The sequence below is a fragment of the Streptococcus mitis genome, from assembly GCF_009496205.1.
GTDB classification, from domain to species: Bacteria; Bacillota; Bacilli; order Lactobacillales; family Streptococcaceae; genus Streptococcus; species Streptococcus mitis_BN.
Map to the genome: position 1 here is coordinate 19,973 of NZ_WIJO01000009.1, position 19,752 is coordinate 39,724.

The following is a 19,752-nucleotide window of genomic DNA, read 5'->3' on the forward strand; positions in this document are numbered from 1 at the left end:
TTTCTCATGACTACTTTATTTTAGCACTTCAAACACGGTTTGAAACATGATTTTGATGTCTCCAAGGAAACTAAACTCTCGGAGATAGGCAAGGTTATAGCGCATCTTTTCAGGAAGAACATGCTCCACATAGGCCTGGTCAACCGACAAACCTTTCTCCGTCATTTGACTGATGATAGTGTCCTCATCCTTGTAGTTGATGCTGGCTGGAGAGGTGATCCCTGCTGGTAAAAGCAAAGTTGCCATCATTTCAGGGCTATACTGCTCTGTGTAGCGTGGCACTTCAGGTCGTGTACCGACAAAGGACATTTCGCCTTTAAGGACATTGACCAACTGAGGCAGTTCGTCCAAACGCACACGGCGGATAAAATTGCCAACCTTGGTAATGCGGCTATCGTTAGCAGAAGTCACCAGACTACCTTTTTTATCTGCATCCGTCACCATGGTACGGAACTTCCAAATCTTGAACCGACGGTTGTACTGGGTCACGCGCTCTTGCTTGTAAATCACTGGCCCCTTGCTATCCAACTTGATCCAAATGCTCAAGATGAGAAAGATGGGAGAGGCCAGAACCAGTAAGACCACGGCTAGAACCCAATCCAAGAAACGCTTGAAAATCAGCGAACCCTTCCTTTTAGAGACAAGCTGGTAGTAAGACTCAACCTCGCTTGATTTCATTTCCACGGGCAAGTCTTCCCATTTCAGCATGCTGTTTCTCCTTTGTTTTTATTATACTATTTGTCAACATTTTTCATTATACCACAAAATGGAAAAGGCGGTGAAAGAAATCTGTAATTTGAAGGATTTCCTTCTTACACTCAATGAAAATCAAAGAGCTAGCCGCAGGCTGATCAATGTACAGCTTTGAGATTGCAGATAAAACTGACCTGACTTGAATAGATCTTCAAAGAATATTAAGACATGGTCCCGGCCTGCAAGCTATACATCTTGTAATAGGTTCCTCCCAGAGCCAAGAGTTCATCGTGGGTTCCACTCTCAATAATTCGCCCCTTGTCCAAAACATAGATACAGTTGGCGTCTTGGATGGTCGAAAGGCGGTGGGCAATGGCAATGGTTGTCCGTCCCTGTCTCATCTTAGCCAGAGAAGCTTGAACCAAACTTTCTGTTTCAGAGTCAATATTGGCTGTCGCTTCATCCAAAATCAGAATTTTAGGCTGACTGGCGACTGTTCTGGCAAAGGCAAGAAGCTGACGCTGACCTGTTGAAAAACTGGAGCCACGCTCAGAAACAGGGGCATCATATCCCTGAGGAAGTTCTTGAATAAAGGAATCTGCATCCACGAAGCTAGCTGCGTCCTTTACCTGCTCATCACTGATTTCTTGGTACATGGCGATATTGGACTTGATAGTTCCATGATAGAGGAAGGGATCTTGCAAAACCAGACCGACGTTCTTTCTCAGCTCTTCCTGACTGTAGTTCCTGATATCCACCCCATCCAAGAGGACACGCCCTGACTGAAATTCATAAAAGCGCATGAGGACATTGATAATGGAAGATTTCCCTGAACCTGTATGACCTACAAAGGCAATGGTTTCACCCTTGTTAACAGAGAAAGAAATATCATCCAGAATCTGATGTTTACCGTCATACGAGAAACACACATGTTCAAAACGGATATTGCCCTCTTGGACTCTGGCTTGCCCATCTTTTTGAAGAGGCTCATAGGTCTTCTCGTCAATCAAGGCAAAGACACGCCCTGCAGACACCATAGACGTTTGAAGGGTTGAAAAATTTTGCGTCACCTCAATCAAGGGATCAAAGAGACGGTTGATGTACTGGATAAAGGCATACATGGTTCCTACCGTTATCCCGATAGAAAGGCCACGGTAGCCAAAATAGGCCATCAAGACAGCGTATCCTAGGAGTTTCAGCAAACTCATAGCAGGCCGCAAAAATAGGGCATCCAAGGCTACAGAACGGTTGGCGTAGACCAAGTGTTCTTGGTTGATCTCATCAAATTCTGCCTGCAGGCGCTTCTCTTGGTTAAAGGCCTGGATAATCCTGATTCCCTCGATGTTTTCAGCCAGTTTGCTATTGATATCTGATAAGAGACTTCTGGTTTTCTCGATGATTTTCACTGACTTTTTCCGATAGAGATTGACCAAAAGAAAAATCAAGGGTAGAAAGAGCAGGACTAAAGCTGTCAAACGAAAATCCAGCACCAACATGGTATAAAGAGTTGTCAGAAAAATGAAAACTGCTGAGATAAAGCTAGATAAAATCCCCGAAAACATATCACTGATAGTCTCGGTGTCATTTGTTAAACGAGAGACGATAGAACCTGCTGGCGTCTTGTCAAAGTAAGACATGCCCAGCTTCTCCATATTGGCAAAGGCATCGCGACGAATATCTCTAACAATTCTGTAGGATACCCGCACAAAGAGAAGATTACCGACATATTGAACCAGAGTTTGTAGGATATAAAGACCATAGTAGACCAGCAAAACGGTCACAGCGAGTTGGTTGAGATTACTCAGATACTGGTCGATAAAGTGGGAAGCCACAAGGGGAATGACACTTTTAATGACCGTAGTCGCTAGGAGAAAACTGAGTGCCAAAAAAGTCAGGAGTCCATAGGGCTTGAGATAGGACATCAAGCGCTTCAATACAGCCCATTGTTCTTGTTTATTCTGCATCTTCTTCTCCTTTCATTTCCAGTTGCTGAGACTGGTAGGTTTGGGCATACCAGCCATCCAAAGCTAGCAAGTCTTCGTGCCTGCCTCGTTCGATGATTTGACCATTTTGCAGGACTAAAATCAAATCTGCATGGACAACTGCACTCAGGCGATGAGCCGTAATAATGGTTGTCTTGTCCTTTCGCGTCTCCTTGAGGTTGTCAATAATCGCATACTCCGTCTTGGCATCCACGGCCGACAAAGAATCATCCAAAATCAAGATATCAGGGTCTAAAATCATAGCCCGACTCATGGCCAGACGCTGCTTTTGACCACCAGAAAGACTGACTCCCTTTTCACCAATCAGTGTATCAAATCCTTGAGGCATGTCTACAATGTCTTGATAAACTTGAGCTAGCTTAGTCGCTTCCTCAACCGCTGAAAGGGGCAAGTTAGGATTGCCAAAGCGGATATTATCTAAAATCGAAGTCGCAAAGAGGAACTGGTCCTGAGGGACATAGCCCATAAGACTGCGAAGATCTGTCAGACGATAGTCACGAATATCGTGGCCATTCAGATAAATGGCTCCTTTATCCACATCGTATTCACGCAAGAGGAGTTTGATCAAGGACGTTTTACCAGAACCTGTCTGCCCAACCAAGCCCAGCGTTTGACCTTTTTCCAAACTAAATTGAATAGCAGTCAGAGTTTCTTCATTTTCAAAAGCAAAGCTATCAATGGCATACTCTAAGCGCCCGTTTTCAATGCCATCTAAAGGAAACTCGGGGTCATGTACAGGTGATTCCTGAGACAAAAGTTCCTCAATCCGCTGATAAGAAACCTTCCCTCGCTGGGTAATATTAAAGAGGAAGCCGATGGCCATAAGAGGCCAAACCAGCATATCCAAGTAGCTGATAAAGGTAACTAGATTCCCAACCGTGATTTGCCCTTTCTGAACCATCAAGGAGCCTACCAAAAGCGTTAAAACATAAGAGGAACCAACAAATAAGAGAACCATAGGGTCAAAGAGACTATCGTATTTCATGGTTTGGAGGTTCTTTTGGAAGGTCAATTCATTGACTGCCTGAAAGGACTTCAACTCGTCCGCCTGATAACCGAAAGACTTGGTCACTTTAATACCTGATACAGACTCCTGTACCTTGTTATTGAGTTCAGAAAAGGCAGCCTGCGATTCACCAAAGGCCTTATGTGTCTTTCTACCTAAACGACTGGTCGCATAAGCCATGAAAGGTAAGGGTAAAATGGCAACTAGGGTCATTTGCCATGAAATACTAAAAAGCATGGTCAGCAAAGTCACCAAAGCCGTGATCGAGGCATCCACCGCAGACATAACACCACCCCCTGCGAGACGCGTCAAGGCATTGATATCATTTGTAGCGTGTGCCATCAGGTCCCCTGTACGATAGGTCTGATAAAAGGCTGGAGGCATTTTTGTGAAATGCTCAAACAAGCGAGACCGCATAATCTGTCCCAGACGATAAGAAGTCCCAAGGATATACATACGCCAAACATAGCGCAGATAGTACATCCCAAAGGCTGCAAGAAGCAAGTAAAATAGGTCAAGAAGGAGGTCCTGCTGGGTTAATTGCCCCGATGTAATAGCATCAATAACCCGCCCCATAACCATAGGTGGAATGAGATTGAGTACGGAAACCAAGATCAGGGCCACGATTCCGACTAGATAACGGCGTTTTTCTAACTTGAAAAACCACCAAAGTTTTTGAATAATGGACATAAAATCCCTTTCTGATTGCAAATAGAAACCTGAGGCCAAGACCCCAGGTTTTTCTTATTCATAGGTTACGACTGTGACCGCACCCTTGTCATACTCAGCGATAAAGATATTGGCTACATTGTCATGCCCTTGCTTGCTGAGGTTATCAAGCAGCCATTCTTCGTTACGACCAATCGACTCCAAAACATCGACTTGGATCACACCGTCAGTCACAACTGGATACTTAGGATTTTCATCTCCTATTTGGACCACGATGAGTTGGCCATTTTGCTCCTGCACAGCGCATTTGACCTGTTTCATCTGGAAAATCCCTTGGCTACGAAGTTTGAGAGCAACTTCTGCTGCAGACAAACCAACTGAACGACAGGCTTCTGGGTCAATCTGCCCATTTTTGATAAGGAGAGTTGGTTTTCCATCAATCAAGCGTTTGACAAAACGAACATTGTTATTGAGCCACTTGAGGGTCAAGACCAAAATCGTCCACATCATCAAAATCACTGCGTACTGCAGAATGCTGATTGAACTATTGTAAATCACCCCACCGATGATACCACCAAGAACATAGTTCTGAATTTGGTCTGTAGCAGAGTTAGGTGCTAGATTCCCCTTTCCTGTCACATTAATAACAAAAACAAGAGAGAAAAGACCCAAGGCCAGTTTGATTAAAATTTCCATATAATTGAGTGTCATTTGTTTACCTCCACCAATTCAATAGCGTCTGTTTGATTCAATTCTAATTTCTCTAAAAGATACTTGTCTGGTTGGCTCCCGTTCATGGCACGATAGAAATTTGAACCTACCTTGATAAGTGCTCCATCAGTGGCTGCAGAAGTATTGACATAAACTTCTGATTTATCCACTCCCAAGTCTTTGGAAACAACCTCTATGAAATGAAGGGAAGTTTGAAATTGGTTGTTAGAGGCTTGATTGGTCTGGTATTTTGAGATTGTCACCAAAAGCATGGCCACCAAGGTCAAGGCCAAAATCATGACCAATTCCCGAAACTTAGTCCCCTTTTTATCTCGATAGGCTTTAAAAGCAAAAAATCCTGTGATAGCTAGGAGCACAATCCCAAAGCCAATCATCATTCCATTTTGCTGACTGATTTGGCTAAGTACATAGTCATATGAGTAAAATTTCATTTATTTTCACTCCCTTTCATAAAATCATTCTTAATTATAAACGAAAGAGAGTGATTTTTCAAGCCATACGTTGGGGAAATAGACTTATCAGACCAACTTCTCTAACTAATGACTCCAGTAGCTATTTCAAGATTCTGATTTTGATAATTGATAAGAATAGACACTAGGAATTATCACTACAAAGAAAAGTGTCAAGAAGAATACCCAGTAAACATACAGTTGCACAAAGGAATTTAGAAACAATAACAATCCTCCTAATACCCAAATTTTTCCAGCTAGGCGATGCGTTTTTCTCCAGTTTTCATCATTCTCCAAGGTCCACGGTAGTCGAATACCGATTATATAATTTCGGTGTGTTTTTGGTAGATAATTTCCAATTACGATCATCACGACTCCCATAAAAATCTGAGCTAGTAGCCCACTCATCATGGAATAACCCAAAGATTCTCCGTAGATAGAAATCATTGATAGACAAGATACAAAAGGAATAATCCAGTAAATCAAAAGTTGTATTTTTGAACTGATATTGCTAGATTTAGGATCCTTAATCATTATAAATAGAAGCAACCAATGCATCAAAAGCATAAGAGTCGGTAAGCCAAAGATAGCAAACACTTTATGATTGTAGCCATCTGCTTGACCCAGTAGATTAAAATGAGTGGGTGTCTCCTCTGGTAATTGATTCCAGAAAACACAACCTACAAGAGAAGGTAGTAGGATGAGAATGCTCGTAAATAATAGCAATTTCTTATTGATTTTTATCTTCATCAAAATGATCTCCTTTCAGATCTGCTAACCAAACCATTATATCCTCTAAAACCGATGTATTTAACTCATAATAAATAAAGTTTTTTTCTTTCATTTCATGAATCAAATCCGCTGCTTTCAAAATCGTGAGATGGTGTGAAATAGTTGCATTAGTCAACTCGAATTGACTGGCAATTTCTCCTGCAGATAATCTACCTGCTTTGAGTAAATTTAAAATCTCTCTCCTAACTGGATGAGATAAGGCTTTAAAGCTATTTGCAAAACTCATAATGCCTCCTTTCCCTTTGTAATATTAGTAGGGCTAGGACTAAGCAAGGTAGAACTGATAGCATTCCTGTCGGTGATGGGCCTAAAATCAAGAGGCTTGAAACTTTTTCTCCTGGTAATTGAAAGAGTAACCCAATACCTGCAGTTGCATTGATTACCCCATGAAATAGAGCAGAAGCCCAGATAGAACCTGTCTTTTCCAACAACCAGCTCAACAATATTCCTACGCTAAAGCAAAATAGAAACATCGCAACAACTCCCAAAACGGGATAAGCAAAATAAGTAAGGCCATAATTATATCCTTGCAAATTGATTGGTAAATGCCATAGACTCCAAATAAGAGCAAGTAAGACATGAGTCTGGACTAGTGAAAAGCGTCCTCTTAGCACTGGGTAAAGATAGCCCCGCCAACCAATTTCCTCCCCTAATGCAAAGAAACTATTAAGAAAAGGAGCATAGGTCAAACTAGCTAGGATTTGAATCAAGGCCAAGAAAGATAAGGGAATCGGTGATTGAAGGACTCCTTTTTCTTGTAAAATAGCTTGAATAGATTCAAAACCAAGGCTGAAATTGCTAGGAAAGACAAGAAAATAAAGTCCTGCTCCTAAAAAACTTATAACTGCTGGTAACCAGATAGCTAGTAAGTAAAAGCGCCAGTTCCTCTTGAGATTCACGACTAATTTAGATTTGATTCCACTAGGTTGATTCGTGATTTTCCCTAAGAGAAAGACTGCAAGCGCAGGCATCCACATGGCTACAATACTAGCAAGCTGACTCCATGGAGAATTTAGACCAACACCATTTAGCCATAGTGTCAACCATACTATCCAAGCAAGGCCATAAGACAAGACTACAAAAAGAAAGATTGTTCTCTTATTTGACATATTTGTACACTTCGCTTTCTATTTAGATGTTTTTCTAAATAACATTATACACCTTTCCATTCTAAATACAATAACTATTTAGATTTTTTTCAAAATAGTTTCAAGAGTTTTTTGTTTTCTAAGGATAGAATATAAAGAATAAGTTTCCAAACTAGAAACTCGCTGGCTTTACTTTTTTTTGATAAAATATAAGAAATACATCTAGAAAAGGTACATACTATGAAACTCATCTCATGGAATATTGATTCCCTAAACGCTGCCCTAACTAGTGACTCAGCTCGTGCCAAATTGTCCCAAGAAGTCCTACAAACCTTGGTCGCTGAAAATGCTGATATCATCGCTATCCAAGAAACCAAGCTTTCTGCCAAGGGTCCTACAAAGAAACACTTGGAAATTTTAGAGGAACTCTTCCCAGGTTACGAAAACACGTGGCGCTCTTCCCAAGAACCTGCCCGTAAAGGCTATGCTGGAACCATGTTCCTCTATAAGAAAGAACTTACGCCTACTATCAGCTTCCCAGAAATCGGTGCCCCTTCTACCATGGACTTGGAAGGCCGTATCATCACTCTAGAATTTGATGAATTTTTCGTAACCCAAGTTTACACTCCAAACGCTGGCGACGGTCTCAAACGCTTGGAAGAACGTCAAGTCTGGGATGTCAAATATGCGGAGTATTTGGCTGAACTAGACAAAGAAAAACCAGTCCTTGCGACCGGTGACTACAACGTAGCCCACAATGAAATCGACCTTGCAAATCCTGCTAGCAACCGCCGTTCACCTGGATTTACCGACGAGGAACGTGCTGGATTTACCAACCTCTTGGCAACTGGATTTACGGATACCTTCCGCCACATTCACGGCGATGTTCCAGAACGCTACACTTGGTGGGCACAACGCAGCAAGACTTCTAAAATCAACAATACAGGCTGGAGAATCGACTACTGGCTGACAAGCAACCGCGTGGCTGACAAGGTGACCAAGTCTGATATGATTGACTCAGGTGCGCGCCAAGACCACACACCCATTGTCATGGAGATTGAGCTCTAAGGAGAAAGCTAATGGACTATCAAGCTATCATTCCTGAATTTGTAGTATCTGACATCGAAAAATCACGCCACTTCTACTGCGACTTGTTGGGATTCTCTGTCGAATACGAGCGCCCCGAGGAGAAATTTCTCTTTCTCTCTCTTGAAGACTGCCAGCTCATGTTAGAAGAAGGCAGCGCAGAAGAATTAGCCCAACTGACCTATCCTTTCGGGCGCGGTGTCAATATTTCCTTTGGCATTGCAGATGTTCCTCAGCTCCACCAAAAAATGCTGGAAGCTGACTATCCTATCCATCGTCCCCTGACAAAAAGAGAATTTCGAGTAGGAAATAGCTTTATATATCCCCATGAATTTGCGATTTTGGATCCAGATGGTTATTTTTTAAGATTTAGCGAGTAGAACAATAAAGATTGGAAAAAGTCTTTAAAGTTAGAAAAAGGCATATTGTCAAGTCTTGAAAAATCTTGATAATATGCCTTTTATGATGGAAAAACCTTCTAAATGTTAGCCAATAAGTTAATTTTTACCCATTTTTATTATATTTGTTCGTTTTTCAAACCAAAACACTAACAAAACATTTGATTTCTAAAGCTATTTAGTGTAAAATAAAAACATTGGCTCAAGCCTATTTGAAATTGAATATCATTTTACTTGTTTATGTCGTGAATTGGCACGACGTTTCTACAAGGTGCCGGAACACCTAACAATAAGTAAGTCAGAAGTGAGGTATGGTCGTTTTTGCCATGCCTATTTTGGGGACTTACTTAGAGATTAAGTAGGTCCTTTTTCTATTTCTTACTAGAAACTCTAAACAAGCAAATGGATTGGCTTTTAGACTTTAGGAGGTCTTATGAAATTATTAGAAGAGCGCATCCTCAAGGATGGGCATATCTTGGGTGATAACATCCTAAAGGTGGATTCCTTTTTAACCCACCAAGTTGACTTTAGCTTGATGCGAGAAATCGGTAAGGTCTTTGCAGAAAAATTTACTACTGCTGGCATTACCAAGGTTGTAACCATTGAAGCGTCGGGTATTGCCCCAGCCGTTTTTATAGCCGAAGCCTTAAACGTTCCCATGATTTTCGCCAAAAAAGCTAAGAACATCACTATGAACGAAGGTATCTTAACTGCCCAAGTTTACTCCTTTACCAAGCAAGTGACCAGCACCGTTTCTATCGCTGGAAAATTCCTCTCACCAGAGGACAAGGTCTTGATTATCGACGATTTCCTTGCTAACGGCCAAGCTGCTAAAGGCTTGATTCAAATCATCGAACAAGCTGGTGCCACAGTCGAAGCTATCGGTATTGTGATTGAAAAATCCTTCCAAGATGGCCGTGATTTGCTTGAAAAAGCAGGCTACCCTGTTCTATCACTCGCTCGTTTGGATCGTTTTGAAAATGGTCAAGTTATTTTTAAGGAGGCAGATCTCTAATGCAAACTCAAGAAAAACACTCGCAAGCAGCCGTTCTTGGCTTGCAGCACTTACTAGCCATGTACTCAGGATCCATCCTGGTTCCCATCATGATTGCGACAGCCCTTGGCTATTCGGCTGAGCAGTTAACCTACCTGATTTCTACAGATATCTTCATGTGTGGGGTGGCAACCTTCCTCCAACTTCAACTCAACAAATACTTTGGGATTGGACTCCCAGTCGTTCTTGGAGTTGCCTTTCAGTCGGTAGCCCCCTTGATTATGATTGGACAAAGCCATGGTAGTGGTGCTATGTTTGGTGCCCTTATCGCATCAGGGATTTACGTGGTTCTTGTTTCAGGCATCTTCTCAAAAGTTGCCAATCTCTTCCCATCTATCGTAACAGGATCTGTTATTACCACGATTGGTTTAACCTTGATTCCTGTCGCTATTGGAAATATGGGAAATAACGTTCCAGAGCCAACTGGTCAAAGTCTCTTGCTTGCAGCTATCACTGTTTTGATTATCCTCTTGATTAACATCTTTACCAAAGGATTTATCAAATCTATCTCTATTTTGATTGGTCTGGTTGTTGGAACTGCCATTGCTGCTAGCATGGGCTTGGTTGATTTCTCTCCTGTTGCGGCAGCACCGCTCGTCCATGTCCCAACTCCACTCTACTTTGGGATGCCAACCTTTGAAATCTCATCTATTGTCATGATGTGTATCATCGCAACAGTGTCTATGGTTGAGTCTACTGGTGTTTATCTAGCCTTGTCTGATATCACAAAAGATCCAATCGACAGCACGCGCCTGCGCAACGGTTACCGCGCAGAAGGTTTGGCCGTACTTCTCGGAGGAATCTTTAACACCTTCCCTTACACAGGATTTTCACAAAACGTTGGTTTGGTTAAATTGTCAGGTATCAAGACTCGCCTGCCAATCTACTACGCAGCTGGTTTCCTGGTTCTCCTTGGACTCCTTCCTAAGTTTGGCGCCCTTGCCCAAATCATTCCGAGCCCTGTCCTCGGTGGTGCTATGCTGGTGATGTTTGGTTTTGTATCTATTCAAGGGATGCAAATCCTCGCTCGTGTTGACTTTGCTAACAATGAACATAACTTTCTTATCGCAGCAGTATCCATAGCTGCAGGTGTCGGACTCAACAACAGTAATCTCTTTGTCAGCATGCCGACAGCCTTCCAAATGTTCTTCTCAAACGGAATCGTTGTAGCCAGCCTACTCGCCATTGTCCTCAATGCAGTATTAAATCATAAAAAGAAATAAGAAAAAGAGGTGCGAGCCTCTTTTTTGTTTATAGCTAATGAACAATTATTGTAAAAATAAATCAGCTAAAAATCCTTCTCTTAACATCTCTAAATTAAACACATTAGTAATATGACTAAATGCTTCAGCTAGTGGTAAGTGCGCTGTTTTCCATCCTTGACCATCAGTAACCCAAACAAATTCAACATCGTCATCTGAGGTAATAACAAATTGACTAAGTTCAGTAAACTCTCCAGCAACCGCTTTTAATTTACTTCCTCCTCCGCCATAGTAATTCGTTTCAATCAGCCAAACCTTATGTTTTTCTCGGGAATAAATTGCAACATCAAATCTTCTCTCAGACTTATCAACAGGTACTTTAATCCCCCACTTATCCTTAATAAATTGGGCTGTAGCTTGAGATTTCCATTCCAATTTTTGTTCCTGAGAAATTTTTGCTACATGTCTCTCTAAAATCCCCTCCATGGTTGTTCCACTTCGGTTTTTTCGTGCATTGCTGTCTAATCCAGTCTCTACTCCATAAACATAATCAACTAATGAACGATTAGCATGTTGTTGTAAAAAATTTAGTAAACCAGATTGCTCAATAAATTTCATGTAATCATCTATTCTACTAGTGTCTATCGTTTTGAAATCCAATTGTTCAAAAGACATATTATCGTTTTCATCTATTGTTAAAACATCCAAAACTTTATCTCGACTTGCAATCAGACTAGGAATTGCTTTTAACAAACTGGGTTGTTTAGTGAATAAGTGTAATGCTTCTGAATAGATATCATCTTTACCAATTAAGTAGTTTAATGTATTCAACTCTAGTTCATACTTCTTGGTCTCACGATTAACTTTATTCCAATTCACATAATACTCTGGCGTTCTGTTGGTAATTGAAAGCGTAGAAAGAAATTTTCCCAAGCGCTCTTCTGACGATAATTTATGATAATTTAATAGATTCATAAGATTCCTTTCTTAAAAATATTCACCTTGATTGTTCAACTCAAGTCTATCCATCTCTATATATTTAGTTAAATAATAATCTTGGTATCTTTGATCGTGAATAAAATGCGCACCTACAGAAAAAGATTGTTCAGAAATATGTCTACTAAGTTCATCTATATCACCAAATAAAACCTCAATATATCTACCAAAACAATCTGAACGTCCTCTATATTTAGTATTACCCTCAAGTTTCGGATAATTAAATTCCTCAATAATTGCAATATAACTTATTATATTTATAATTTCTTGCAAGGAAAATTTTCCAACATCATTCAATGAAGCTAATACACTTCTTAACTCTTTAATACCATTATCAATTTCTTCTGATGATAGATATCTGTCATTATATAATGGATTATTAATTCTAATTAGTTGGTTTTCAATTAATAAATAATCTGAAATTGTAGATTCTATTGTTGTTAATGGCCTTTGTGAGATTGACCTCAAGACAATATATACTATATTCTTTATTAATTTTACAGGAAATTTTTCAATATGACATTTTTCTATTATTTCCTTACAGATTGTTATAAAGCTTACATCTTCTTCCTTATATCTCACTAAACAATCGTAAGAATTTCTCTTTAATCTTTTTTTAGTCTCCTCGTTTGTTGCCTTATATCCATAAAATATCAACGTTATATCTTGAGGTGTTATAAGGATTCTAGATTTAGCTTCTTCTCCCTCTTTAATTGACTCGGAAAAACCAGAATGTTCTAAACAGTTAATAAGTTCAAGGCCAAATTCTTTATAAGTTGCATACTCACCTAATTCTAACACTTCTCTATCCCTCCAACCTCTTCTTTGCAATTTTTAAATATTCTTTTTCAGCATCGATACCTATAAATCTTCTACCTAATCGCTTCGCAACAACACCCGTAGTGCCACTACCAACAAATGGATCTAGAATATAGTCACCCTCTTTAGTAGAGGCCAAAATTATACGTTCCAATAAATATTCTGGTTTTTGTGTTGGATGCTTGCCAGCCCATTTCTCAGCTTTTTTCGTCAAAGCACCTGTCCAAACATCTTTCATTTGCTTACCATCATTTAGCTCTTTCATCAAATCGTAATTGTAATAATGACGAACTTTTTTATCATTTTTTCTTGCCCATAAAATAGTTTCAGTAGAATGAGTGAAATAACGACAGGATAAATTAGGTGCAGGGTTTGTTTTCTGCCAAGTAATGTTATTTAGAATTTTAAAACCTTCTTGCTCTAATGCCATTCCAACTGAGTAAATATTATGTAAACTCCCCGAAATCCAAATAGTCCCATTAGGCTTCAAAACTTCTTTTGCTAAACGAATCCATTTACGATTGAATTCGTGCTTTTCCTCAAAGGAAGAAATCTTATCCCAATCACCTTTATCTACAGATACAACCTGTCCCCCAGAATTTGATATACCACCATTGCTCAAAAAATATGGAGGATCAGCAAAGATCATGTCCATGCTTTCTGGTTTCATTTTCGATAATAACTTAAACGTATCTGCATGAACAAGGATCATTTTATCTTTATTATAGTATGGTTTTGTCATTAAAACACCTCCATACTTATATTCGTTATTTTTCATAATTTGTGACTATAATTTCAGAAATTTTTCCTCGACTCGAAGATTTTGCTCCATTAGTTCGGGTAGCTTCAACATAATGGATATTAAAATCTCGATACAACTCCTCTACCAAAAAACTAGAGGAGTTTGATAACATAACATAAGCCCCTGTATCACTCAATTTCTTAAAGGTATCTCTTAATCTTACTTGATCATCATAAGAAAACCCCTCATGAGTGTAGGAAGTAAAGGCACTTGTATCTGACAATGGAATATACGGGGGATCAAAATATACAAAGTCCCCTGGTTGAACATCCAAAACAGCCTTTTCAAAATCTCCTTTTTTAATTTCTATTTGATTATTATTCAGATAAGTTGAAATAGCAGATACCAAATTCTCATCAACAATTTTAGGATTTTTATAACGACCATAAGGTACATTAAACTGATTCTTAGAATTCACACGATATAAACCATTAAAGTCCACTCGCAACATATAGAGAATACGTGCAGCTCTTTGTACTTCGGACATCATATCTATTCTTTCGTCACGATCTGCAGAACGTAAATCTAAATAATATTCTTTTGAATTATATTCCTGATGAACTTTCAAAATTTCAATCAATTCTTGAGGATTGTCCTTAATTTGTTGATAGCAATTTATTAGTTCAGTGTTAAAATCATTAATAACTGCATCTTTAGGAGCTAAATCAAAAAATAAAGCTCCACCTCCAACAAAAGGTTCGAAATACCTGTTATAGGTTTTAGGCATTAATTCTCTAATAACAGGCAATAATTGTCTTTTACCACCTGTCCATTTCGTGAACGGTTGTAAAGTAACTTCCTTTATTTCTTTTATCTTCATGCTTTTAATTATACCATAGAAATTAAAACACAACTCTTGTATTTTCTACCACATTACTAAATTTTCTATTTTAGAATTAAATCATATCAATATCAAAAAATGAGTAAGGCAAATTTTATAAATTCCAAAATCCACCTCACTCTATTAAATTACTCTTTATATCCTTACCTGTCTATCTTCTGACCTTTGGCCTGTGACAAACATGGTGAAGGTTGCTTTGCAGACATTTCTGCCTTCTTGATTGGTAATGTCCACATCCACGACACAGGTTGTGCGACCTTGATGGACGCATTCTCCTTTAATGGTCAACACGTCGTCAAGTTTTCCTGCCTTGAGGTAGTTGATAGAGGATTGAAGTGTCACCCCATCAAGCCCCAGCGAGATAACCACCAAACCACTAATCTGGTCACAAAGGGTGAAGAGATAGCCACCATGGGCATTGCCATAGTAGTTGAGCGACGAGTCCACTACTTTGGTCGTCACCACAACGTTACCATCTCTCATTTTTTCAATTTCGTAATTTTCAAAGGCAGATATAGCGTCAAAATGAAAATCTTTCATCGTTTCCTCCTGATATTTCAAACGACACTATGATACTACTTTTTATAGGACTGTGCAAGGAGAAAGCTCCTAGTCTGGCAAAATTCCGACCTGTTCTACAAAGCGCATAAAGGCTGCCTGTCCTTGTTCCGTCTGCTTGTAAACCCCTGCGTCCTCCAAAACACGCGCAAAGATGGCACCTACAGAGTCCTTGACGATTTCAAGGGCTTTTTCTTTATCTTTTAGGTCTGGATGTTGAGCTTTGAGATTGTCTGCCCATTCTTGATGATAAGAGGCAACTGTATCACCTTCTCCAACGAGATAGCTAGCGACTTGTTCCACTTCCGCTTTCAGACGTGGTGGCAAGATAGCCAAGCCCATGACCTCAATCAAGCCTATATTTTCCTTCTTGATATGTTGAACATCCTTGTGGGGATGATAGATACCATCAGGATGCTCTGGCGATGTCTGGTTGTCTCGCAAGACCAAGTCCAACTCAAACTGCCCGTCACGTTTACGAGCAATGGGTGTAATGGTGTGATGCGGTGTCCCGTCTGTCTCTGCTAAAATCTGCACTTCAGGGTCTGAATACTGACGCCATTCCTGTAAAATCTTGTCAGCCAAGTTGATCAAATCCTCTTTAGAATCCGAGGTCAAACGTAGCACTGACATAGGCCACTTGACAATCCCTGCCTTGACCTGCTCAAAACCTGCAAATCGGAAAGTCTTTTGCAAGGGAGCCAATTCCATAGGAAATACGTGCCGGCCTCCCTGATAGTGGTCATGAGTCAGAATAGAGCCCCCCACAATTGGTAAGTCCGCATTTGAACCCGCAAAATAGCCCGGAAACTGCTCTACAATAGCCAGCAGACGCTCAAAACTCTGACGACTAATGGCCATGGGACGATGCTGGCCGTCTAAGAAAATACAGTGTTCATTAAAATAAGCATAGGGCGAATACTGGAAGCCCCACTCCTGACCAGCCATTTCAAAACGGATAATGCGGTGATTACTGCGAGCTGGATGGTTAACTCGACCATGGTAGCCTTCATTCTCTAGACAAAGCTGACACTGAGGATAATTGCTAGCTTGCACCAATTTGGCCGCCGCAATCTCTTTTGGATCCTTTTCAGGTTTAGAGAGGTTAATGGTAATCTCAAGTTCTCCGTAATCAGATGGAACACGATAAGCAATATTTTTAGCAATGGCCTTGAGCTTGATATAGTCATTTTTCTGGCTGAGTTGGTAAAAATCCGCTATCGCCTGCTCAGGAGATTGGGCGTAAGTTCCCCAGAAGTCACGATTAACCTGACTCGGACAAGGCGTCACCAAATCCATCAGTTCAGCACCAAGGATTTCACGCGCAGTCTGACTGTCCTCAATCGTCTCTAATCGAACCGCCTCCTCGACAAGCTGGTCTTTGAGGTCAATCAATTTATCCAGATTCGTCTCAACTTCCAAAACACCTTCCCCCACTCGTGCCAAGACACGATTGGTTAGGTAGATTCGATCCATTTCCTCAAATGAACTTTCAGCAATGACTTCTGTGATAAATGCATCTAGAATTCCCTGACTCATTGATTCTCCTTCCTACTTTCTAAATAGTCTCTGACAGCATCTAAATCCTGAAAAACTTGTTCTGTTTTATTTAAGAAAGATTGTGCTGGTATTTTTAAGTCTGGAATACAAATAACTGGTATCCCAGCTCTATAGGCTGCTTCAATCCCTGCTTCACTATCCTCTAATACTAAGCAATTCTCTGGTAAAACATTCAAATCACTACAGGCCTTTAAAAATATATCAGGGTAAGGTTTGCTTCGCTTTACATCTTTTGCAAAAACTAGATGGTCAAATAGGGACAGTATACCATTACTATCCAAAATCATTCTAGCTCTAGATTCAACACTTGAAGTTGCTAAAGCGATTGGAATTCCTTCTCTTTGCAAAAAAGCAAGCAAATTTTTAGCACCTTTTTTTAAATTTACACCTTTAGCTAATATTCGAGCTTCCAGTTCATAAATTTTTCCCAAGGTTTGGTCAAAGTTCCAAGGTAAATCATAGGTGTCCAAAAATCGTTGAACATTCTCCTCTTCCCTATGTCCACTGTATTCTCTAGAATATGTTTCTTCTGTGAAAGGAATTCCAAAATCCTCAAGCAATTCTTGATAAACTTTTAGAGAAATGATTTCAGTATCAGCTAATAAGCCATCTAAATCAAATATTACAGCTTCCATATTCTTCTCTCCTAGTCTAGAACGCGAGTGCCACCTGCAACTTCAGCGATATAGAAGCTTGGAGCGTAGCCAACTACTTCCTCGTAGTGTTTGCCAACAGCTTCCTTAAAGGCATCAACAGTGTCTTTTTGCACCAAGGCAATGGCACATCCGCCAAAACCTGCCCCTGTCATCCGAGCACCGAGAACTCCTTCTTGATCCCAAGCTGTGTGAACAAGAGTATCCAATTCCAAACCAGTTACTTCATAGTCATGCTCTAGGGAAACGTGTGACGCATTCATCAAACGACCAAATGTTTCCAAATCTCCTGCTTGAAGGGCTACTTGGGCTTTGAGAGTACGTTGGTTTTCAAGCACAGCATGGCGAGCACGTTTCAAACGATTTTCATCTTTAATCAGATAACTGTATTGGTCAAAGGCCCACTCGTCCAATTCACCCAAGGTCTGAATATCTAAGGCAACTTGCAATTCTTCCACCGCTTTTTCACACTCAGCACGACGTTCATTGTATTTAGAGTCCGCCAATTCACGGCGTTTATTGGTGTTCATAATAACAACGACATTGTCCTTCAAATCAAGTGGCACCAAGTCATACTCTAAAGTGTTAGTATCTAAGTAAATAGCACGTTGGTCCGCTCCCATTCCGATAGCAAACTGGTCCATGATACCAGAATTGACTCCGATAAAGTTATTTTCTGTTTGTTTGCCGATTTTAACCAAATCGAGACGCTCTAATTTTAAATCAAAGAGATGCTCTGCCACGACTCCTGTCAAAAGTTCCAAGGATGCTGAAGAAGACAAGCCAGCACCATTTGGAATATTCCCATAAACATAAAAATCAAAACCTTTGTCAATCACGTGCCCAGCTTCTTGCAAGAAATGAAGAACTCCTTTTGGATAATTGGTCCAGTTGTGCTCTTTTTCAAACTTGAGATCCGCTAAAGGCACTTCGATAATGCCCTTTTCCTCAAAGTTAGCTGAGTAGAAACGTAAAATTTGGTCGTCACGCTTACGAGCTGCACCGTAAGTTCCCAAGGAAATAGCAGCAGGAAAAACGTGCCCACCGTTGTAGTCTGTGTGCTCACCAATCAAATTGATACGACCTGGTGAAAAGAATGTTTGGTCTGCTTCTTGACCAAAAACAGCAAAAAAATCTTTGCGAAGAGTTTCAGCAGTAAGATGTTGTGTCATATGAATTCTCCTTTTACTGTCCGTTAAGTCACCTTAACGTGTAATCGTTTTCTTCTATTGTATCCAAGGGATTTCCCAAGGTCAATCCTTTTTACTAAAATTTTACTAAACTGTCAGTAAAAAAGCAGAAAAATATGATATACTAACCTTAAAGAAGGAGGATTTATGGCTACCTTAAAAGACATTGCACAGCTAGCCTCTGTCTCTATCGCGACCGTATCCCGTGTCCTCAATCGCGACCAGAGCCTATCTGTTACAGAAGAAACTAGACACCGTATTTTAACTGTTGCTGAAGAGTTGGGCTACACCAAGCACCTCAAGACAGGCGAGTCCCACAAACCCAAGCAGAAAATTGCCATTATCCAATGGGTCAGCGAACAAGGGGAGTTGGACGATCTCTACTACTACCAGATTCGCCTAGGCATAGAAAAAAGAGCCCAAGAACTGGACTATGATATCTTGCGCTATTTTAATGACCATCCTTTTACACTAAGCGAGGAAGTGATTGGGATTCTTTGCATCGGAAAGTTTAGCCGAGCTCAGATTTCTGCCTTTGAAGAATATCAAAAACCCCTGGTCTTTCTAGACAGCGATACACTTTCCCTAGGACACACTTGCATTATCACAGATTTTTACACTGCCATGAAACAGGTCGTCGATTATTTCCTCAGCCAAGGAATGGACCGTATCGGGATTCTAACAGGCCTTGAGGAAACGACTGACCAAGAAGAAATCATTCAGGACAAGCGACTTGAAAACTTCAGAAACTACAGTCAAGAAAAAGGAATCTATCATGATGAACTTGTCTTTCAAGGAAGCTTTACTGCCCAGTCTGGCTATGACTTGATGAAGGAGACCATTCAGAGCTTAGGAGACCAACTCCCACCAGCCTTTTTTGCCGCTAGTGATAGTTTAGCCATCGGTGCCCTCCGTGCACTTCAAGAAGCTGGAATCAGTCTGCCAGAACGTGTCAGCCTCATTTCCTTTAATGACACTAGTCTGACCAAGCAAGTCTATCCTCCCCTTTCCAGCATCACAGTCTATACCGAGGAAATGGGCCGAGCAGGTATGGATATTCTTAACAAGGAAGTACTCCACGGTCGCAAAATCCCTAGCTTGACCATGCTGGGAACCAGACTGACTCTGAGAGAAAGTACAAGGAATGAATAGGATAACAAA

Annotated in this window: 21 protein-coding genes and 1 riboswitch; of the genes, 5 read left to right on the forward strand and 16 right to left on the reverse strand. The window is 40.4% G+C overall.

From position 1 onward, the window contains the following. Positions 1–15: 15 nt before the first annotated feature. The 8 genes from GEZ85_RS02565 to GEZ85_RS02600 form a co-directional block, all read right to left on the reverse strand. Complete coding sequence (locus GEZ85_RS02565) at positions 16–708, reverse strand: sugar transferase (protein ID WP_153209292.1); 693 nt, start codon at positions 706–708, stop codon at positions 16–18. Between the two features lie 206 nt (positions 709–914). Next, entirely contained in the window at positions 915–2,657 is a 1,743-nt protein-coding gene (locus tag GEZ85_RS02570) for an ABC transporter ATP-binding protein (RefSeq protein ID WP_153209294.1), read from the reverse strand. Beyond that, positions 2,647–4,392 carry an ABC transporter ATP-binding protein gene (locus tag GEZ85_RS02575; RefSeq protein ID WP_153209296.1) on the reverse strand — a complete coding sequence of 582 codons (1,746 nt, stop codon included), beginning with the start codon at positions 4,390–4,392 and terminating at the stop codon, positions 2,647–2,649. The genes GEZ85_RS02570 and GEZ85_RS02575 overlap by 11 nt, the downstream gene beginning before the upstream one ends. A gap of 54 nt (positions 4,393–4,446) precedes the next feature. Beyond that, positions 4,447–5,082: a DUF421 domain-containing protein gene (locus GEZ85_RS02580; RefSeq protein ID WP_084926236.1), complete on the reverse strand. Its 636-nt coding sequence runs from the start codon at positions 5,080–5,082 to the stop codon at positions 4,447–4,449. Continuing rightward, positions 5,079–5,534, reverse strand: a complete 456-nt coding sequence (locus tag GEZ85_RS02585) for a DUF3290 family protein (protein ID WP_023943895.1) — start codon at positions 5,532–5,534, stop codon at positions 5,079–5,081. Before GEZ85_RS02585 ends, GEZ85_RS02580 begins: the two co-directional genes overlap by 4 nt. Before the next feature lie 126 nt (positions 5,535–5,660). Next, on the reverse strand, positions 5,661–6,302 hold the full coding sequence (locus GEZ85_RS02590; protein ID WP_153209299.1) for an SdpI family protein: 642 nt from the start codon (positions 6,300–6,302) through the stop codon (positions 5,661–5,663). After that, complete coding sequence (locus GEZ85_RS02595; RefSeq protein WP_125411625.1) at positions 6,283–6,570, reverse strand: autorepressor SdpR family transcription factor; 288 nt, start codon at positions 6,568–6,570, stop codon at positions 6,283–6,285. Before GEZ85_RS02595 ends, GEZ85_RS02590 begins: the two co-directional genes overlap by 20 nt. Then, positions 6,554–7,453: a CPBP family intramembrane glutamic endopeptidase gene (locus tag GEZ85_RS02600; protein ID WP_153209301.1), complete on the reverse strand. Its 900-nt coding sequence runs from the start codon at positions 7,451–7,453 to the stop codon at positions 6,554–6,556. The genes GEZ85_RS02595 and GEZ85_RS02600 overlap by 17 nt, the downstream gene beginning before the upstream one ends. 219 nt (positions 7,454–7,672) lie before the next feature. Here GEZ85_RS02600 and GEZ85_RS02605 point away from each other — a divergent pair, with 219 nt between their 5' ends. From GEZ85_RS02605 to GEZ85_RS02620, 4 genes are all read left to right on the forward strand, one after another. Beyond that, complete coding sequence (locus GEZ85_RS02605) at positions 7,673–8,500, forward strand: exodeoxyribonuclease III (RefSeq protein WP_038804934.1); 828 nt, start codon at positions 7,673–7,675, stop codon at positions 8,498–8,500. Between the two features lie 11 nt (positions 8,501–8,511). Next, positions 8,512–8,898: a bleomycin resistance protein gene (locus GEZ85_RS02610; protein WP_153209303.1), complete on the forward strand. Its 387-nt coding sequence runs from the start codon at positions 8,512–8,514 to the stop codon at positions 8,896–8,898. A gap of 232 nt (positions 8,899–9,130) precedes the next feature. Further along, positions 9,131–9,226: riboswitch (purine riboswitch) on the forward strand. 123 nt (positions 9,227–9,349) lie between these two features. Beyond that, complete coding sequence (locus GEZ85_RS02615; RefSeq protein ID WP_153209305.1) at positions 9,350–9,931, forward strand: xanthine phosphoribosyltransferase; 582 nt, start codon at positions 9,350–9,352, stop codon at positions 9,929–9,931. Next, positions 9,931–11,193 carry a nucleobase:cation symporter-2 family protein gene (locus GEZ85_RS02620; protein ID WP_001194477.1) on the forward strand — a complete coding sequence of 421 codons (1,263 nt, stop codon included), beginning with the start codon at positions 9,931–9,933 and terminating at the stop codon, positions 11,191–11,193. Before GEZ85_RS02615 ends, GEZ85_RS02620 begins: the two co-directional genes overlap by 1 nt. Positions 11,194–11,238: 45 nt before the next feature. Here GEZ85_RS02620 and GEZ85_RS02625 read toward each other — a convergent pair whose 3' ends face one another. The 8 genes from GEZ85_RS02625 to GEZ85_RS02660 form a co-directional block, all read right to left on the reverse strand. Then, positions 11,239–12,147, reverse strand: coding sequence for a type II restriction endonuclease (locus tag GEZ85_RS02625; RefSeq protein ID WP_153209307.1), 909 nt, complete (start codon positions 12,145–12,147; stop codon positions 11,239–11,241). A 12-nt stretch (positions 12,148–12,159) separates the two neighbouring features. Next, the gene (locus GEZ85_RS02630) at positions 12,160–12,969 is read right to left on the reverse strand and encodes a hypothetical protein (RefSeq protein WP_228113626.1); all 810 of its coding nucleotides are present in this window, start codon (positions 12,967–12,969) and stop codon (positions 12,160–12,162) included. A gap of 4 nt (positions 12,970–12,973) precedes the next feature. After that, positions 12,974–13,729, reverse strand: a complete 756-nt coding sequence (locus GEZ85_RS02635) for a DNA-methyltransferase (RefSeq protein ID WP_194251501.1) — start codon at positions 13,727–13,729, stop codon at positions 12,974–12,976. Between the two features lie 25 nt (positions 13,730–13,754). Continuing rightward, the gene (locus tag GEZ85_RS02640; RefSeq protein ID WP_153209313.1) at positions 13,755–14,609 is read right to left on the reverse strand and encodes a DNA adenine methylase; all 855 of its coding nucleotides are present in this window, start codon (positions 14,607–14,609) and stop codon (positions 13,755–13,757) included. A 156-nt stretch (positions 14,610–14,765) separates the two neighbouring features. Further along, positions 14,766–15,170: a PaaI family thioesterase gene (locus GEZ85_RS02645; RefSeq protein ID WP_153209315.1), complete on the reverse strand. Its 405-nt coding sequence runs from the start codon at positions 15,168–15,170 to the stop codon at positions 14,766–14,768. 69 nt (positions 15,171–15,239) lie between these two features. Then, the gene (locus tag GEZ85_RS02650; protein WP_153209317.1) at positions 15,240–16,727 is read right to left on the reverse strand and encodes a UDP-glucose--hexose-1-phosphate uridylyltransferase; all 1,488 of its coding nucleotides are present in this window, start codon (positions 16,725–16,727) and stop codon (positions 15,240–15,242) included. Continuing rightward, on the reverse strand, positions 16,724–17,383 hold the full coding sequence (locus tag GEZ85_RS02655) for an HAD family hydrolase (protein ID WP_153209318.1): 660 nt from the start codon (positions 17,381–17,383) through the stop codon (positions 16,724–16,726). The genes GEZ85_RS02650 and GEZ85_RS02655 overlap by 4 nt, the downstream gene beginning before the upstream one ends. 11 nt (positions 17,384–17,394) lie before the next feature. After that, positions 17,395–18,573: a galactokinase gene (locus GEZ85_RS02660; RefSeq protein ID WP_070526705.1), complete on the reverse strand. Its 1,179-nt coding sequence runs from the start codon at positions 18,571–18,573 to the stop codon at positions 17,395–17,397. A 165-nt stretch (positions 18,574–18,738) separates the two neighbouring features. On the opposite strand from GEZ85_RS02660, the gene galR reads away from it, so the two are divergent. Further along, on the forward strand, positions 18,739–19,743 hold the full coding sequence (galR, locus tag GEZ85_RS02665) for a DNA-binding transcriptional regulator GalR (protein ID WP_153209320.1): 1,005 nt from the start codon (positions 18,739–18,741) through the stop codon (positions 19,741–19,743). The last annotated feature ends 9 nt before the right edge of the window (positions 19,744–19,752 follow it).

Bases quoted from the DNA above. Each gene is read 5' to 3' on its own strand.
- GEZ85_RS02565 (WP_153209292.1), bottom strand. From the start codon at position 708: ATGCTGAAATGGGAAGACTTGCCCGTGGAAATGAAATCAAGCGAGGTT.
- GEZ85_RS02570 (WP_153209294.1), bottom strand. From the start codon at position 2,657: ATGCAGAATAAACAAGAACAATGGGCTGTATTGAAGCGCTTGATGTCC.
- GEZ85_RS02575 (WP_153209296.1), bottom strand. From the start codon at position 4,392: ATGTCCATTATTCAAAAACTTTGGTGGTTTTTCAAGTTAGAAAAACGC.
- GEZ85_RS02580 (WP_084926236.1), bottom strand. From the start codon at position 5,082: ATGACACTCAATTATATGGAAATTTTAATCAAACTGGCCTTGGGTCTT.
- GEZ85_RS02585 (WP_023943895.1), bottom strand. From the start codon at position 5,534: ATGAAATTTTACTCATATGACTATGTACTTAGCCAAATCAGTCAGCAA.
- GEZ85_RS02590 (WP_153209299.1), bottom strand. From the start codon at position 6,302: ATGAAGATAAAAATCAATAAGAAATTGCTATTATTTACGAGCATTCTC.
- GEZ85_RS02595 (WP_125411625.1), bottom strand. From the start codon at position 6,570: ATGAGTTTTGCAAATAGCTTTAAAGCCTTATCTCATCCAGTTAGGAGA.
- GEZ85_RS02600 (WP_153209301.1), bottom strand. From the start codon at position 7,453: ATGTCAAATAAGAGAACAATCTTTCTTTTTGTAGTCTTGTCTTATGGC.
- GEZ85_RS02605 (WP_038804934.1), top strand. From the start codon at position 7,673: ATGAAACTCATCTCATGGAATATTGATTCCCTAAACGCTGCCCTAACT.
- GEZ85_RS02610 (WP_153209303.1), top strand. From the start codon at position 8,512: ATGGACTATCAAGCTATCATTCCTGAATTTGTAGTATCTGACATCGAA.
- GEZ85_RS02615 (WP_153209305.1), top strand. From the start codon at position 9,350: ATGAAATTATTAGAAGAGCGCATCCTCAAGGATGGGCATATCTTGGGT.
- GEZ85_RS02620 (WP_001194477.1), top strand. From the start codon at position 9,931: ATGCAAACTCAAGAAAAACACTCGCAAGCAGCCGTTCTTGGCTTGCAG.
- GEZ85_RS02625 (WP_153209307.1), bottom strand. From the start codon at position 12,147: ATGAATCTATTAAATTATCATAAATTATCGTCAGAAGAGCGCTTGGGA.
- GEZ85_RS02635 (WP_194251501.1), bottom strand. From the start codon at position 13,729: ATGACAAAACCATACTATAATAAAGATAAAATGATCCTTGTTCATGCA.
- GEZ85_RS02640 (WP_153209313.1), bottom strand. From the start codon at position 14,609: ATGAAGATAAAAGAAATAAAGGAAGTTACTTTACAACCGTTCACGAAA.
- GEZ85_RS02645 (WP_153209315.1), bottom strand. From the start codon at position 15,170: ATGAAAGATTTTCATTTTGACGCTATATCTGCCTTTGAAAATTACGAA.
- GEZ85_RS02650 (WP_153209317.1), bottom strand. From the start codon at position 16,727: ATGAGTCAGGGAATTCTAGATGCATTTATCACAGAAGTCATTGCTGAA.
- GEZ85_RS02655 (WP_153209318.1), bottom strand. From the start codon at position 17,383: ATGGAAGCTGTAATATTTGATTTAGATGGCTTATTAGCTGATACTGAA.
- GEZ85_RS02660 (WP_070526705.1), bottom strand. From the start codon at position 18,573: ATGACACAACATCTTACTGCTGAAACTCTTCGCAAAGATTTTTTTGCT.
- galR (WP_153209320.1), top strand. From the start codon at position 18,739: ATGGCTACCTTAAAAGACATTGCACAGCTAGCCTCTGTCTCTATCGCG.